The organism is Streptomyces sp. NPDC058646 (assembly GCF_042716875.1).
GTDB lineage: Bacteria > Actinomycetota > Actinomycetes > Streptomycetales > Streptomycetaceae > Streptomyces.
Window position 1 is genome coordinate 1 of the sequence record NZ_JBHXRK010000020.1, and the last position, 14,938, is coordinate 14,938.

The following is a 14,938-nucleotide window of genomic DNA, read 5'->3' on the forward strand; positions in this document are numbered from 1 at the left end:
ACCTCCACCTCCCCCCACACCCCCGCCCCCTCAGGCGCCCCGGCCACCCCCACCGCCCCCCCCGGCGCCCCCGCCCCCCCCCCCCCCCCCGCGGCGGCCCCGCCCCCCCCCCCCCCCCCCCCCCCCCCCCCCCCCCCACGTCCGGGGCAAGACCCTCAGCCTTCCCCGCCGGTGGAGGTGCGCGGGGCGCCGACCGGCTCGGTCTGCGGGGATCCGCGCCGGTGCAGGCCGGCGGAGGCCAGGCGCGCCAGGCGGAGGACCGCCCGCGCGGGGGTGCCCGGCAGCGGGCGTCCGGCTGTGACCGGACCACCGTGCGGGGCCGCGGCAGCGGTTACCCTGCTGTGCGGCGAGGCACCCGCCCGCGGGCCCGCGTGAGGAGCACCCGTGCCCGGACAGCGCCCTGGGGACCGCCCCACCCTGGAGGCGGTGGCGGCGCGTGCCGGGGTGTCGCGCGCCACCGCGTCCCGTGTGGTCAACGGTGGTGACGGCGTCCGCGCGCACCTGGTGGACCGGGTGCGCACCGCGGTCCGGGACCTCGGCTACGTCCCCAACCACGCGGCCCGCACCCTGGTCACCCGGCGCACCGGCGCCGTCGCGGTGATCATCGCAGAGCCGGAGATCCGGATCTTCTCCGATCCCTTCTTCTCCCGCCAGGTGCGCGGCATCAGCAAGGAATTGACCTTGCACGACACCCAGTTGGTCCTGCTGCTGGTGGAGGACCGCGGCGACTACGACCGCATCGAGCGCTATCTGGCGGGCGGCCACGTCGACGGGGCGCTGGCCTTCTCGCTGCACACCGACGACCCGCTGCCGGCGATCACCCGCCGCATCGGCATGCCCACGGTCTACGGCGGCCGCCCGGGCTGGACCGCCGGCCCCGGGGACCACGGCGCCGTGGCCTACGTCGACGCCGACAACCGCGGGGGCGCGCGGGAGGCCGTACGGTACCTGCTGGACGGGGGCCGCCGGCGGATCGCGCACATCGCCGGCCCGCTGGACCAGACCTCGGCGGCCGACCGGCTGAGCGGGTACCGGGACGTGCTGCCGGACGCCGATCCGGCGCTGGTCGCCGAGGGGGACTTCACCGCGGCGGGCGGGGCCCGGGCGATGGCCGAACTGCTGGACCGGGCGGGCCCGGTCGACGCGGTGTTCGCCGCGAACGACCTGATGGCGACGGGCGCGCTGCGGATACTGCGGGAGCGCGGCCGCACGGTTCCCGGGGACGTGGCGCTGGTCGGCTTCGACGACGCCGAGCAGGTGGCGCAGAGCACCGATCCGCCGCTGACGACGGTGCGCCAGGACATCGAGGGCATGGGCCGCCTGATGGTCCGTCTGCTGTTGGGCACCCTGGGCGCGGCCAGGTCCGAAGACGGCGGGGCCCCGGGTTCGGTGGTCACCGCGACCTCCCTGGTACGCCGCGGGTCGGCCTGACGCCGGACCGGTCGAGCCACACCGGCAACGCGCCCGATTTCTCCTAGTATCGGCTGGTCCGAACCTGAGGAGTTCCATGTCCCGCGTGCAACGGTCCGCCATCTTGTCGGCCTGTGTGATCATCGCCGCCCTCGCCGCCACCGCTTCCGCAGGAGCGGCCCCGCTCTCCGCACCCGGCCGCCCCTCCCACGACGGCGCCGCCTCCCCGCGGACGGCCGGGGCCGCGGCCGGGGTGCGGGCCGACGAGGCGGCCGTGCTGGGCACCGAGCACGCGCGGGCACACGCCCGGCTCCGGCGGGCCGTCAAGGACACCGAGGGCTATCCCCAGCAGACGCGGACCGCGAGCCTGACCGCCCTCCGGGACTCCCAGACCGCGGTCAACTCCCGTTTCGAGCGTGCAGAGTTCGGGAGGTTCACCGAGTTCTTCCCCTCGCCCGACTTCGGGGTCCACGCGGCCCAGCTGCCGACGGGCAAGGTGCTGCTGTTCTCCTTCGAACGCGTCGAGGCCGACCCCACCAAGGAGACCGGTCCGACGAACACGGTCGGGCGGACGAACGCCGGTCGCGCCTATCTCTGGGACCCGGCCCGCGGGACCTCGGCCCGGGCCTTCAAGAAGGTCCCGCCGCCGGTCGTGCTGGTGCCCGACGGCACCCATCTCCCGCGCCCGGCGCCGTTCTTCTGCGCCGGGCACGCCTACCTCCCCAACGGGATGCTCGCGGTGTTCGGCGGCAACGTCGGCGGGAAGGGCGGCAGCGGCGCGAAGCTGTCCTTCGTGTTCGACCCGTGGACGGAGACCTGGTTCCGCAACCGCGACATGTCCGTGGGCCGTTGGTACCCCTCGGCCGTGACCGGGCCGGACGGCCGGCAGATCATCATGTCCGGCCAGTCCGAGCGGGGCACCGGTACGCCCACCCCGGTGGTGGAGCGCTTCCCGGCCCTCGGGCACCCCGTGCCCTGGCGTCCGTACGACATCCCCCTGGACGTCCCCTCGCAGCGGCTGCGGTCGCAGGCCCCCTTCCGCAACGACTACCCGCACCTGTTCTCGATGCGGGACGGCCTGATCTACGGACTCGGCCGCGACGCCGACCAGCAGTGGACCTTCGACCCGGTCAAGGACGTGCGGACGGACCTGCCCCGGCGCCCGGCCGACTTCCGCGGCTACGGCTCGGCCGTGCCGCTGCCCGCCGGTTTCCGCGGCCCCGACTCGGTCCTGGTGCTCGGCGGCGACCCGCGCGACCCGCACACGTACCGCCTGTCGGCCGGGCGCTGGACCACGGAGGAACCGAGGGCCTTCGGACGCACCCAGGACGACACGCTGATCCTGCCGGACGGCACCCTGCTCACCGTCAACGGCGCCCTCGACACCCGGGACTACGGCAGCGGGCCGTTCAACCCGAAGGCCGACCCCAAGTACCGGCAGATCGAACTGCGGGACACGCGGGGGCGGTGGAGGCTCGGACCGGCCCAGCGGCTCCCCCGCGGCTACCACTCCAACGCCCTGATCATGCCGGACGGCCGGATGATGGTCACCGGGGACGAGCTCCAGCAGATCGCCAACGACCCCGACATCCGGGACGCCATGGACGGCAGCATCGAACTGTACGAGCCCGCCTACCTGCACCGGGGCGCCCGGCCCGCGCTCGACCGGGTGCCCGCCGGCGAACTCGGCTACGACAAGGCCTTCCAGGTCCGTACCTCCACCCCGAAGGACGTCCGGCGCGCCGTGCTCCTGGCACCGACGACGATCACGCACTCCGTGAACACCAGCCAGCGCCACCTGGAGCTCCGCCTCACCGGAATCGAGGGCGGCACCGTCGGGCTGCGGACACCGCCGTCCCCGGCCGACGCCCCGCCCGGCTACTACATGCTGTTCCTCCTCGACGCGAAGGGGGTCCCGAGCACGGCGAAGTGGGTGAAGCTGGGCGCCCGTTGACCGGACCGCCCGGGCCGCTCAGGCGAACCGCACCACGGCCACGTGTCCCGAGGTGCGGACGAGGCCGGTGAGCGCGCCCGTTGCCAGGACGGCGTCGTACGGGTCCAGGCGGACGGCCGCACCCGCGGACGACTCCGACGACGCGCACGCGTCCGACGGCTCCGACGGCTCGAAGACGGCCGTGCCCGCCAGGGCGACCAGCAGCAGGGTCTCGCCCGGGGCGGCCGTGAGGTCGAGCCCGCCCCGTACGACGGCGGTCCGGGCCCGTACGACGCCCCGGCGGTACATCACGTTGACATTCCGGACCGGGCCGTCGACGAGCAGGCAGTCGGTCGGCTCGTCACCGGCGAAGTCCTGGGGCGCGTAGCGCTCGGCCACCCGGCGGTGCACGCCGCCCACCGTGAGGTCCATGCCCGCGCCCTCGACCAGGGTCAGCGTGCGGTCGACGCCGGGGAAGGCCGAGAAGGGGCCGCCCGCGGCCACGTCGGCCAGGCTGACCCGCCACGCGAAGTCGTCCGTCCCCGCACCCTCGGGGCAGGCCGCGATCTCCCGGGTGACCCCGCCGCCGTTCTTCCAGGCTTCGGTACGGCGGTCGGCCGCCCGCAGGACGCACAGTGCGCCGTCTTCGGCCATGCGCCTCAGGCGTCCTTCTCCATCGTGGGGCGCAGGCGCTCCAGCAGGGCGTAGAGCGTGGCGCTCTCGGTCTCGTCGAGGGTGTCCAGCGCGCCGTGGGTCGCCTGCATCTCCTCCCGTACCCGGCGGATGACCTCGCGGCCGGTGTCCGTCGCGACGACGTTCTTGACCCGGCGGTCGGCGGGGTCCGGCTCACGGCGGACCAGCTCGCGGGCCTCCAGCCGGTCGACGATCCCGGTGACGTTGGACGCGTCGCACACCAGCAGGGCGGCCAGGCCGCGCATCGGCAGGGGCCCGTCGAGCTGGGCGAGGACCCGGGCCTGGGTGGAGGTGAGCCCGTGGTGGGAGGCGGCGGCCGCGAAGTCGCGCCACTGGGCGGCGCCGATGGCGGCGAGCAGTTCCAGCAGCTGGAGCTTGGCGGGGGCGGGCGCGGCGGTGTCGCTCATGCCTGGAGCGTACCCAGAATGGTTGACATTATCAATTGTTTACTTGACCACCTTAACTATCGAGGTCTACCGTCGATCGGGTTACTTGATGAAGTCAAACATCTGTGTTCTGAAGTACTGACGCTCCGAAGCACGAAGAAGGTCCCGCCAGCCATGAGCACCCCCTCCCCCGCCGCCCCGGACTCCGGGCACAGGAACGAGACGGTCATCGTCTTCGCCCTGAGCCTCGCCGCCATGGTCGTGTCGATGATGCAGACCCTGCCCGTCCCGATCCTGGGCCTGATCCGTACCGATCTGGGCAGCTCGACGGCCGAGGTGAGCTGGGTGACCACCGCGACCCTGCTGTCGGCGGCCGTCTTCACTCCGCTCCTGGGCCGCTTCGGCGACCAGCACGGCAAGAAGCCGACCCTGGTGGCCGTCCTCGGCGTCATGGTCGCGGGCTCCGTCATCGCCGCGCTGGCGTCCTCGCTGCCACTGCTGATCGTGGGCCGGGTCCTCCAGGGGGCCGCCACCGCGATCTTCCCACTGGCCCTCTCCGTCCTGCGCGAGGAGGTCCGCCCGAAGAAGCTGCCCGGCGCCATGGCCCTGGTCAGCGGCACCCTCGCCTTCGGCAGCGGCCTCGCCCTCGTCGCCACCGGGCTGCTCACCTCCGGGCCGGACGCGGACTACCGCAACGCCTTCTGGATGGCGACCGGCTTCGCGGTGCTCGCCCTCCTCGCCGTCGTCTTCCTGGTCCCCGCGACCCGGCACAGGACCGGCGGCCGGACCGACTTCCTGGGCGCGCTGGCCCTCGGCACGGCCCTGCTGCTGCTCCTGCTGCCGATCTCCCAGGGCCACGAGTGGGGCTGGGCCTCCGGCCGTACGCTGGGCAGCTTCGCCGGGGCCGCCGTCATGGCCGCCGCGTGGGTGCTGATCGAGCTGCGGGTCCGCGAGCCCCTCGTCGACATGCGGATGTTCGTCCACCGCCCGGTGCTGATGGCGAACCTGGCCGGCGTCCTCGTCGGCTTCGGCATGTTCGCCAACTTCCTCGGCGTCTCGTACCTGGTCCAGATGCCCCACGCACTCACCGGCTACGGCTTCGACGCCTCCATCCTGCGCGCCTCGGTCCAGTTCCTGCTGCCTGGCGCGATCGTCTCGCTGCTGGCCTCGCCGGTGGGCGGGCAGCTCGTCCGGCACCGGGGACCGCGGGCGGCCCTCACCCTGGCCGCCGCCCTCGGCGCGGTCGGCTTCGGATGGCTGGCCCTGGACCACGGTCACAGTGCGTCGGTGATCGGCGCCGGCCTGGTCGTCGGCGCGGCGGTCAGCTTCGGCTACGCCGCCATGCCCGCCGTGATCATGGCGAGCGTCCCGCACCACCAGAGCGGCGTCGCCAACGGCATCAACTCGATCTCGCGCTCCACGGGCAGCGCGATCGGCAGCGCCGTCGTCACCACCATCCTGGCGTCGCAGACCATCGGCCACCTGCCTGCGGGCGTGCCCCCGCTGCCCGCCGAGTCCGGCTTCACCCTCACCTTCGGGATCGGCGCCGCCGCCTTCGCCCTCGTGGCGCTGATCAGCCGGTTCGGCCTGCGCGGTGGCACCGGAACGGTGGCTGCGGCGCAGGCACCGCACGCGGCGACGGGGAAGACGGAAGGGCCCGGGACGGCGGAGGAGGCCGGAGAGGCGGAGGGACCCGGCCCAGCCGGGGCGGCCGGCACGGCAGCCGTGGCCGGGAGGACCGGGGCCGGCGTCGGGGCCGCCGGCTGACCTGCCGTCCGCGCGTCGCGCTCCGCCCGCCCGCGTGTCGCTCGCGGCGGGCGGAGCGCCGCGCCTTGCATGGTGGAGTCATGAAGGCTACGGACGTCATCGCCGACGGGTTCGGACGCATCCACGAGATCGTGCACGAGGTCGTCGAAGGGCTCTCGGCGGAAGACCTCGACGCACGCCTGGACCCGGAGGCGAACTCGATCACCTGGCTCGTCTGGCACCTCACCCGCATCCAGGACGATCACGTGGCGGACGCGGCGGGACGGGAGCAGGTCTGGCGGTCCCAGGGGTTCGCGGACCGGTTCGCCCTGCCGCTGCCCGCCGGGTCGACCGGCTACGCGCACACCGCCCGCGAGGCCGGGACGGTCCGGGTCTCCTCCGGTGAGCTGCTGCTGGAGTACTTCGACGCCGTGCACGAGCACACCCTGGCCTTCGTCCGGGGGCTCGCCGCCGCCGACCTGGACCGCGTGGTGGACGAGCGCTGGGACCCGCCGGTGACCCTGGGGGTCCGCCTGGTCAGCGTCCTGGGCGACGATCTCCAGCACGCCGGCCAGGCCGCCTTCGTACGGGGCCTCCTGGAGCGGCGGTAGAGGAGGCCCGTGGCCGGTGCGGCCCGCGGTCCCGGCCTCACCCGGTCGGAGTACGCCCGGAAGGCGGTACGGGCGGCCGTGGGCCAGTGTCGTGTCACGGGAGGTGCACGATGGAACCGCGCGTCAAAGGGTTCGTCCAGTCGTACAACCGCGACCGGGGGTACGGGTTCATCCTTCCGCTCGGTGAGACGACGCCCGTCTTCGTCGAGGCGGAGGACATAGAGGGTGACCCGAGGGTGCTCTCGGAGGAGCAGCAGGTCACCTTCACCATCGAGCTGGGCCCCGGCCGCATGACGGCACGGCACGTCAGGCCCTGACCCCGCGCCGCAGGACCGCTGCCGGCGCGGCGGCTCCCAGGACCGGGAGCAGGGCCTCCGCACGCAGCACCGCCTCGATGGCCGGGCCGTCGGATGCGGCCCGGTCCGCCGAGCCGCTGATCGCTTCGAGCACGCTCGTGGCGACGGCCACGGCGACGCCGCCGAGGAGCACCCAGCGAGGTCAGGGCCCAGCCGCTGCTGGCGCCCTGGTCGACGCCGGTCATCACCGCGCACAGCCCGGCCGCCGGCGTGAGCACTCCGGGCCCGTCCAGGCCCCGGTCGGCCGCGCTCGTCCCGGTCTCGGGGACGTAGCGGAGCATCAGCACGGCGGCGGCGAGGCAGAGCGGCCCGTCCATCAGGAACACCGTGCGCCGGCCGGCGTGTTCGGCGAGGGCTCCGCCGACGAAGGGGCCGGGGCGGTGCCGATCGCGCTGAAGGCGAGCACCGCGGCCACGGCCCGGTCCTGCCGGGCGAAGAGCCCCCGGCCCGGACGGGTCCTCGCGGGTACGGTCATGGCGCCGCCTGCTTTCCGCCTCTCTGCCGACGGTGGCACCGCGGTGCGACGCCCGCCCCCGAGGCGGCGGCCCCGGGCGGACCGTGCGCGGCTCCCCCGCGGGTCGGCACGCCGGGCCGGCGGGCCGGCGCGCGCGTCGGGAGGCGGGGCGGGCCGGCGCGGGGGGCTCAGCCTCGGAAGTTCTCCTGGCGGACCGGGGAGGCGGCGGCGAGGGCCCGGGTGACGGCCTCGACGCCCTCGCGGAGCCCGTACACGGGGGAGCCGGGCTGCTGGCGCCAGGAGTCGTCGAGGCCCCCGGGTCCACGGTGTCGAAGCCGAGTTCGTCGATGAGGGCGCGCACGGCCTTCTTCGCCGACTCGCCGTCACCGGCCACGGGCAGCGCCACCCGGTCGGGGGCGCCCGCCGGGCGGTGCCGGTCGAGCAGGCCCTGGGCGTACGTGCCGTCGAAGGCCTTGACCACCGGAGGGCCGAGCCGGCGCGCGGTCCAGCGGCTCTCCGTGAAACGTTCGTCCTCGATGCCGGCGATCCTGCCGTCGCGCTGCTGCGGGCGGCAGTTGCAGGTGTCGAGGACGGCGAACCCTCAGCGCTTCGGCAAGGAGGCCCGGCCGCAGGTCCGCCACCTTCTTCAGCGGGACGGGGACCACGACGATCCCGGCGCCGCGCGCCGCCTCGCCGACGGTGACCGCGGTCGCGCCGGTCTCCTCCACGAGGGCGGAGAGGGTGTGGGGCCCGCGCGAGTTGGTCACGGATACCTCGTGTCCGAGGGCCGTGAGCCGGCGGGTGGGATTGCCGCCGATGTTGCCCGCGCCGATGATGCCGCTTTTCATGTGAGCTCTCCGGTGCGGACGGGATCGGGTATCGCGCCGGTGCGAACTCCGCCCGCGGACCGTGCATTCCGTCAGGAGCTTCCCCTCCCCCGAAGGGGCGATCCGGGCCGTGCGGGCCCGGCCTGGCGAACTCCCGCCGCAGCCAAGGGGATCCGGCCATGCAGTGGCGGAATATAGACCTTAAATGGATCACCACTCCATGCTTGGATGGCGCCGCGCCCGCAATTCGTTTACCTGTGAACATTATTGACGGGGTGACTAAATCAAGACAGCCCGCGACTCGACTTTCACAAGATCCGTTATGTATGGTTCCCCCACATCGCCCAACGCGGGGCGGAGTACGGCCACAGGTTTGGTCCGGACTATTTCAGGAGTTTTTCTGAAGTACGCCTGGATAACACCTCGACCGACCAGCGCCCCCGCCATGCTCCATCGCGGAAATACGTGACCCGACACGGGGGACCAGTCATGCGGTTCCAGCTTTTGGGGCCCTTGAGCATTGCGCACGGCCCCGAAACCGTAGTTCTGAAACCATCCAAACCGACCAGCCTTCTCGCCGCGCTCCTCCTCCATCCCAACGGCGTGGTGTCCACCGACTACCTGCTGCGCGCGGTGTGGGACGAGGAGCCCCCCGCCACCGCACGCGCCGCACTCCAGACCTGCGTGCTCCGCCTGCGCCGGCTCTTCGCCAAGTACGGCATATCCGCGACCACCATCGAGGCCGTGCCGGGCGGATACCGCATGCCCAACGACACCGGAACCCTCGACCTCGTGCTGTTCCGCTCCCTGGTCACCCAGGCGCAGGACACCGCAACCCCCGCCTCCGACCGGGCGGAGGAGCTGTACCGGCTGCGCGGGGCACTGTCGCTGTGGCACGGCACACCCCTGGCCAACGTGGCCTCGCGGATGCTCCAGCGCGACGCGGTGCCGGTCCTGGAACAGGAGCGCCTGCGCGTCCTGGAGCGGGTCTGCGATCTCGAACTCGCCGCGGGGAACTGCCACCAGGTCCTGGTCGACCTGTACGAGACCGCGCGCCGGCACCCGGTGCGGGAACGTTTCACCGAACAACTCGTCGAGGCCCTGTACCGCACCGGACGGCAGGCGGAGGCCCTCGCCGAGTGCCGGACCGTCCGGGAACGGCTGCGCGACGAGCTCGGCGTCGACCCGGGTGCCGGACTGCGCCGCCTGGAGCTGGCGATCCTGCGGGCCGAGGACCTGGGGGCACCCGCCGCACCGGCGCTGCCCGCCGCGCCCGCGCTGCCCGCGCTGCCCTCCGGGCAGCCGCCGCGCCACGGCGCGAGGCTGCTGCCCGTACCGGGGTTCGCGGGACGCGAGGCCGACCGCAGGATGCTGGCCGCGCGGCTCACCGCCACCGGCGGCCCCCGGCTGACCGTCGTCTCCGGCGCCCCCGGCATCGGCAAGTCCGCGCTGGCCCACCAGTGTGCGTACGAGGTCCAGGAGGCCTTCCCCGGCGGCGTGTTCACCCTCGCCCTGACCCGTCCCGACGGCACGGGCGTGAGCGCCGAGGAGGCCCGCGGGCAGCTCCCCGGGCCCGGCGGCGGGCGACGGCTGGTGATCCTCGACGACGCATCAGGCGCGGGGCAGGTGCGCGGCCTGCTGCCCGCCACGGGGGACGCGTCCGTGCTCGTGACCAGCAGGCGCGGGCTCGCCGCCGTCGTCGCCACGCACGGCGGTACGGTGCACCGGCTGGACGTCCTGGGCCCCGCCGAGGCGCAGGGGCTGCTCGCCGGGCTGGTCGGGGACGAGCGGATCGGGGCCGGGACGCCGGCCGCGGCCCGGCTCGCCCGCGTCTGCGGCCACTTCCCGCTCGCGCTGCGCATCGCGGCGGGCCGGCTGCTCACCCGGCCGGGGCTGTCGGTCGCCGACTGCGCGGCCTGGCTGGCGGAGGACCCGCCCGCCCGGCTGGCCCTCGCCGAGGATCCGCGGCTGTCGGTACCGGAGGTCTTCGGGCAGGCGCTGGCCGCGCTGGATCCGGAACCGCGGGCGGCCTTCCTCCGGCTGGGCGCGCTCGACCCGGAGGCGCCCTTCACCGAGGCCGGCAGCGACAGCGTGCTCGAACAGCTCGTGGACGCCGGGTTGCTGGAGGACGGGCCGCCCGCGACCCCTTACCGCATGCACGAATTCCTTCGCATCTACGCGCGTTGGTTCGCCGGCGGACGCCTTGAGACCGTGGTGGCCGCCCCGCGCTAGGACCCGCACCTCACCTCCCGCTCCATCCCGCCCAGACCGCACCCAGGGGTGTCCCATGTCCCAAGCCAGTTACACGTCCGTCGCGACGACCCGGCCCCGGATCCGCCGGGACGTGCTCTTCACGGAGACGCCCGACGGCGTGCTCTTCCACAACTCCGACGGCGGCTTCCGCCTCACTGCCAGGACGGCGTACCGGTTCGCCACCCTGATCGTCCCGCACCTCACCGGCGCGCACACGGTCGAGGAGCTCTGCCAGGGACTGGGCGACACGCAGCGGGCCATGGTCGGGGAACTCGTCAGGACGCTGTACGAACGGGACTTCGCACGCTCCGTCACCCCGGCCGGGACCGGTCAGGACACCGGTCCGGACGCCGCGCTCCCGCCCGGCGCGGCCCGCCGGTTCGCCCCGCAGATCGCCTACGTCGACCACTATGCCGACGAGGCCGAGGCCCGCTTCCGGCGCTTCCGGTCCTCCCCCGTCGCCGTGCTCGGCGACGACGCAGTGGCCCGCTGGTGCGCCGCGAGCCTGGTGCGCAACGGCTGCGCGGTCGTCGGGGTCCTGCCGGGGCTGGACCGCACCGGCCTCGACCGCGATGTCGCGGAGGCCGTGGCCGACGGGGCCCCGGTGGAGGTGCGCACGCTGGCGGGCCCCGCCGAGGGGCTGGGCTGGTCCGGACTCGACGGCTACGACACGGTCGTGGTGACCGGCGGACACGGAGCCCCGGCGGTGCTGCTGCCCCTGCTGCGCGCCGGGATCCCGGAAGGCCGCACCCTGCTCCCGGCCTGGTCCTACGGCTGCGACGCCGTCATCGGCCCGCTGATGACGCACGACGGGACGGGCTGCTGGGCCTGCGCGGCGCTGCGGCTCGGCACGGAACGCGGGGCAGCCGGGACGGGCTCGCAGGGCGGTGCGGGCGCCGCCGCCGACCTGTGGAGTGCACTGGCGCTCGGGGCCGGCCCCGAGCACTCCGGTCCGGTGCCGGGCCGGCCGCTGGCCGCGATGATCGGCAACCTGCTCGGCTACGAGGTCTTCCGCGCGGCCTCGGGCGCGCTGCCCGCGGAGACGGCCGGGCGGCTGATCGTGCAGGACATGGAATCCCTCGACGTCACCGCCGAGCCTCTGCTCCCGCACCCCCGCTGCCCGTTCTGCGCGGACGGGGGGACCGAGCCCGCACCGGTGGACCTCGCGGCGGCGGGCACCTCGGGCCTGCCCGGGCTCCCGACGCTGGAGACCGCCCGCGCAGCGGACGCGCTGGTCGAGGAGTTGAACCGCCGGTCCGCGCTGGTCCGCCCCCACGCCGGGGTGTTCACCCGGTTCGCGGACGAACCGCTCACGCAGATCCCCCTCAAGCTCGGTGTGGTGGAGCTGGGCATCGGGCACGGGGGCGCCCGTTCCGTCGTCGCCTTCGACGTCCACCACGTCGCCGGGGCCCGGATGCGCGCCCTGGACGCGGCGGCGCTCGTGTACGCCGAGCACGTGGTCCCGGCCCGCCCCCTCGGGGCCGGGGCGGGCGAGCGCGTCGGGGCGGCGGCGCTGACCACGGCCTCCGGGCTGCCGGGCGAGGCCGCCGTCCACCAGCAGGCCGTCTCGCTCCTGACGAAGGAACCCGTACTGGTCCCGGCGGGCGCCGTCCGGCCCTTCGGCCCTCACAACGCCGAGGGGCTCTTCGAGCGCACCCGGGCCGGCGCGGGGGCGGGCCCGTCCCCGGCGGACGCCGCCGCCGCGGGCCTGCTCTCGGCACTCGCGCACGAGGCGCTCGCGAGGACCCTGCGGGGCGCGGCGGCGGCCCCGGTGGCGCTGCCGGACCCCGAGGACACCGAAGACGCGGGGACCGATCCCGAGCTGCTCTTCCTCGTCCGTTCGGCGGACCGGCTGGGCATGCCGGTCGAGCTGCTGGACCTCGGCGAGGCCGCGCGCAGCGGCGTCCAGGTGCTGCTCGCCCGGTCCGGGGAGCGCTGGGCGGTGGGCAGCGACCTGGACCGGCGGACGGCGGCGGTCGCCGCCCTGCGGGAGCTGCTCGGCGCCGTGCAGTACGAGCGGGACGGGGCGGGCGGGGTGCCGGCCGACACCGGCGACCCGCTGCTGCGGGACCTGGATGCCCGCGCACTGGCCGTGTCCGGGGCCGCCGTTCCGCCCGGAGACGGGACCGCGACCGGCTGGGCCGAGGTCCTGGCCCGCCTGGCCGCGGCGGGCCGCGAGGCCTACGTGGTCCCGACGGGCTCCCCCGACCTGGCCTCCGCGGGCCTGCACACCGTCCGGGTGCTCCTCACGGCGGCCGTCGCGGAGGCGGGCGATGACGCGTAGCCGGGTCACGGTGACCGGCGCCGAGGGGCTCGGGCCCGGGGCCGCCACGCGGTTCGCCGCCCTGCTGGAGGATTCGCTGGCCGCCCTGGACGGTCCGGGTGTCGCCCTGTCCGTCCTCGGCCTGGGCGACGCCTTCGACGACGCCTTCGACGCGCCCGGCGGGCCCAGGGGGGCGGCGGACACGGACGTGCCCGTGCACCTGTACGGCCACCAGGCGGTGGTCGGCCCGGTGGTCCCCGCCGGGGAGCCGGGGTGCGCGCGGTGCCTGGAGCGGCGCTGGCAGGCCGTACGGTCGGTCGCGCTGCGCGACGCGCTGGAACTCGGCGGGTCCACCCGGGCCGCGGGCGAGTGGCCGTACGCCCACGCCTTCGCCGCCGACGCCCTGGCCGCGCTGGTCACCGCGGTCTTCGACCGTCCCCCGGTGGCCGGGCCGTACCCCGAGGTAAGGCTGCTCGACCTGCGCGGCGGGACGGTCCGGCGCTACCCGCTGGTCCCCGACCCGGAGTGCCCGCGGTGCGCGAGCCCCTGCGCCGACGCCCCGGAGGTGCTCGCACTGCTGCCCTCGCCCAAGTACCGGCCGGGTGTCTTCCGTACCCGGCCCATCGGCTCGTACGGCATCGAGCTGGCCGCGTACGCCAACCCGCTGGCCGGCGCCCTGGGCCCGTCCGTGGTCCAGGACGTCTCCTCCACCTCCACGTCCGCGACCATCGGCTGCTTCTCGATGCGCGCGGGCGAGTACCTGCGCGAGACGTTCTGGGGCGGCCACACCAACTCCTTCGACCACAGTGCGCGCGTGGGAGTCCTGGAGGGACTGGAGCGGTACGCCGGCATGCGGGCCCGGACCCGGACCACCGCCGTCACCGGGTCGCTGAACCGGCTCGGCGCCGACGCGGTGGACCCCCGCGTGGTCGGCCTCTACAGCGAGGCCTTCCACCGGGACAACCCGCGGGTGCGGCCCTTCGGTCCCGACCGGGAGATCCCGTGGGTGTGGGGCTGGTCGCTGCGCGACCGGGCGCCCCGCCTGGTGCCCGAGATCCTCACCTACTACCACGCGCCGGGCCTGGAGAACCGGTTCGTCCAGGAGAGCTCCAACGGCTGCGCTTCGGGCGGGAGTCTGGCCGAGGCGGCGTACTTCGGGCTGATGGAGGTCGTCGAACGGGACGCCTTCCTGCTGACCTGGTACGGGCAGCAGCCGCTGCCCGAGATCGACCCGGCCACCAGCTCCCGGCCCGCCACCCGGGCGATGGTCGACCGGCTGGCCCTGTACGGCTACCGCGCGCGCTTCTTCGACACGCGGATCACCTTCCCGATCCCCGTGGTCACCGCGGTGGCCGAGCGGTTCGACGGCGGCCCGGGCCGCATGTGCTTCGGCGCGGGCGCCGGTCTGGACCCGGAATCGGCCCTGGACTCTGCCCTGTGCGAGATCGCCACGGACGCCGTCAACCTCCCGGGCCGCACCGAGCGGGACGAGGCCCGGCTGCGGGCCATGGCCGAGGACTTCGACCTGGTCACCGCCCTGCACGACCATCCGCTGGTGTACGGGGTCCCCGAGATGGGCCGTCACGCGGACTTCCTGCTGCGGCCCCGGCCCGGAGCCGCGGGGACGGCCGGGGCGCAGGGACCGGCGCCGGTGCCGGTCGACGCGCTGCGGTGGCCCGACGGGAGGGGCTCCGCCTCCTCGGACGACGTGCTCGACGACCTGGAGCGGTGCGTGGCCGCCGTCGCCGCGGAGGGCTTCGACGTGGTGGTGGTCGACCAGACCCTGCCCGAGCAGCGCGCCCTGGGACTGCACACCGTCAGCGTGCTGGTGCCCGGCCTGCTCCCGATCGACTTCGGGTGGTCGCGCCAGCGGGCGCTGGGCATGCCGCGGCTGCGTACGGCGCTGCGCGCGGCGGGCCTGCGCGCCCGCGACCTGGAACCCGCCGACCTCAATCCGGCGCCCCACCCCTTCCCCTGACCGCCCGCGACCGACCGTAGGAGGACCC

Annotated in this window: 12 protein-coding genes and 1 pseudogene; 8 read left to right on the forward strand and 5 right to left on the reverse strand. The window is 74.9% G+C overall.

Annotation, left to right across the window (positions count from 1 at the left end):
* Positions 1-384: 384 nt before the first annotated feature.
* Both ACFWUZ_RS23615 and ACFWUZ_RS23620 read left to right on the forward strand, forming a co-directional pair.
* Positions 385-1,431 (forward strand): LacI family DNA-binding transcriptional regulator, encoded by a 1,047-nt coding sequence (locus ACFWUZ_RS23615; protein ID WP_384376214.1) that lies wholly within the window; start codon positions 385-387, stop codon positions 1,429-1,431.
* Between the two features lie 76 nt (positions 1,432-1,507).
* Positions 1,508-3,364 carry a galactose oxidase-like domain-containing protein gene (locus ACFWUZ_RS23620; protein WP_384376217.1) on the forward strand — a complete coding sequence of 619 codons (1,857 nt, stop codon included), beginning with the start codon at positions 1,508-1,510 and terminating at the stop codon, positions 3,362-3,364.
* Between the two features lie 18 nt (positions 3,365-3,382).
* Here the strand turns inward: ACFWUZ_RS23620 and ACFWUZ_RS23625 are convergent, their stop codons facing one another.
* Positions 3,383-3,997: a HutD family protein gene (locus ACFWUZ_RS23625; RefSeq protein WP_384376220.1), complete on the reverse strand. Its 615-nt coding sequence runs from the start codon at positions 3,995-3,997 to the stop codon at positions 3,383-3,385.
* A gap of 5 nt (positions 3,998-4,002) precedes the next feature.
* Positions 4,003-4,443, reverse strand: coding sequence for a MarR family winged helix-turn-helix transcriptional regulator (locus tag ACFWUZ_RS23630; protein ID WP_384376223.1), 441 nt, complete (start codon positions 4,441-4,443; stop codon positions 4,003-4,005).
* Between the two features lie 153 nt (positions 4,444-4,596).
* Here ACFWUZ_RS23630 and ACFWUZ_RS23635 point away from each other — a divergent pair, with 153 nt between their 5' ends.
* The 3 genes from ACFWUZ_RS23635 to ACFWUZ_RS23645 all read left to right on the forward strand — a co-directional run bounded on the left by ACFWUZ_RS23635 (position 4,597) and on the right by ACFWUZ_RS23645 (position 7,096).
* Positions 4,597-6,189: an MFS transporter gene (locus tag ACFWUZ_RS23635; protein ID WP_384376226.1), complete on the forward strand. Its 1,593-nt coding sequence runs from the start codon at positions 4,597-4,599 to the stop codon at positions 6,187-6,189.
* An 80-nt stretch (positions 6,190-6,269) separates the two neighbouring features.
* A complete protein-coding gene (locus ACFWUZ_RS23640) occupies positions 6,270-6,779 on the forward strand; it encodes a DinB family protein (protein WP_384376229.1) in 510 nt (169 codons plus the stop codon).
* 110 nt (positions 6,780-6,889) lie between these two features.
* A complete protein-coding gene (locus ACFWUZ_RS23645) occupies positions 6,890-7,096 on the forward strand; it encodes a cold-shock protein (protein ID WP_384376232.1) in 207 nt (68 codons plus the stop codon).
* Here the strand turns inward: ACFWUZ_RS23645 and ACFWUZ_RS23650 are convergent.
* The 3 genes and pseudogenes from ACFWUZ_RS23650 to ACFWUZ_RS23660 form a co-directional block, all read right to left on the reverse strand.
* Positions 7,086-7,268 (reverse strand): hypothetical protein, encoded by a 183-nt coding sequence (locus ACFWUZ_RS23650; RefSeq protein WP_384376235.1) that lies wholly within the window; start codon positions 7,266-7,268, stop codon positions 7,086-7,088. The genes ACFWUZ_RS23645 and ACFWUZ_RS23650 overlap by 11 nt on opposite strands.
* 183 nt (positions 7,269-7,451) lie before the next feature.
* Positions 7,452-7,610: a hypothetical protein gene (locus tag ACFWUZ_RS23655; protein ID WP_384376238.1), complete on the reverse strand. Its 159-nt coding sequence runs from the start codon at positions 7,608-7,610 to the stop codon at positions 7,452-7,454.
* Positions 7,611-7,777: 167 nt separating this feature from the next.
* Positions 7,778-8,539 (reverse strand): annotated as a pseudogene (locus tag ACFWUZ_RS23660) (NADPH-dependent F420 reductase).
* A gap of 480 nt (positions 8,540-9,019) precedes the next feature.
* Here ACFWUZ_RS23660 and ACFWUZ_RS23665 point away from each other — a divergent pair.
* The 3 genes from ACFWUZ_RS23665 to ACFWUZ_RS23675 are packed head-to-tail and all read left to right on the forward strand — an operon-like array spanning position 9,020 to position 14,910.
* On the forward strand, positions 9,020-10,648 hold the full coding sequence (locus ACFWUZ_RS23665) for a BTAD domain-containing putative transcriptional regulator (RefSeq protein WP_384376241.1): 1,629 nt from the start codon (positions 9,020-9,022) through the stop codon (positions 10,646-10,648).
* A gap of 55 nt (positions 10,649-10,703) precedes the next feature.
* Positions 10,704-12,953, forward strand: coding sequence for a TOMM precursor leader peptide-binding protein (locus ACFWUZ_RS23670; RefSeq protein ID WP_384376244.1), 2,250 nt, complete (start codon positions 10,704-10,706; stop codon positions 12,951-12,953).
* Positions 12,943-14,910 carry a TOMM precursor leader peptide-binding protein gene (locus tag ACFWUZ_RS23675; RefSeq protein WP_384376247.1) on the forward strand — a complete coding sequence of 656 codons (1,968 nt, stop codon included), beginning with the start codon at positions 12,943-12,945 and terminating at the stop codon, positions 14,908-14,910. The genes ACFWUZ_RS23670 and ACFWUZ_RS23675 overlap by 11 nt, the downstream gene beginning before the upstream one ends.
* Positions 14,911-14,938: the final 28 nt, after the last annotated feature.

What these genes read in the sequence shown, in the direction of transcription:
- ACFWUZ_RS23645 (WP_384376232.1), top strand. Translation starts at nt 6,890, where the DNA reads ATGGAACCGCGCGTCAAAGGGTTCGTCCAGTCGTACAACCGCGACCGG.
- ACFWUZ_RS23630 (WP_384376223.1), bottom strand. Translation starts at nt 4,443, where the DNA reads ATGAGCGACACCGCCGCGCCCGCCCCCGCCAAGCTCCAGCTGCTGGAA.
- ACFWUZ_RS23640 (WP_384376229.1), top strand. Translation starts at nt 6,270, where the DNA reads ATGAAGGCTACGGACGTCATCGCCGACGGGTTCGGACGCATCCACGAG.
- ACFWUZ_RS23635 (WP_384376226.1), top strand. Translation starts at nt 4,597, where the DNA reads ATGAGCACCCCCTCCCCCGCCGCCCCGGACTCCGGGCACAGGAACGAG.
- ACFWUZ_RS23620 (WP_384376217.1), top strand. Translation starts at nt 1,508, where the DNA reads ATGTCCCGCGTGCAACGGTCCGCCATCTTGTCGGCCTGTGTGATCATC.
- ACFWUZ_RS23655 (WP_384376238.1), bottom strand. Translation starts at nt 7,610, where the DNA reads ATGACCGTACCCGCGAGGACCCGTCCGGGCCGGGGGCTCTTCGCCCGG.
- ACFWUZ_RS23675 (WP_384376247.1), top strand. Translation starts at nt 12,943, where the DNA reads ATGACGCGTAGCCGGGTCACGGTGACCGGCGCCGAGGGGCTCGGGCCC.
- ACFWUZ_RS23625 (WP_384376220.1), bottom strand. Translation starts at nt 3,997, where the DNA reads ATGGCCGAAGACGGCGCACTGTGCGTCCTGCGGGCGGCCGACCGCCGT.
- ACFWUZ_RS23670 (WP_384376244.1), top strand. Translation starts at nt 10,704, where the DNA reads ATGTCCCAAGCCAGTTACACGTCCGTCGCGACGACCCGGCCCCGGATC.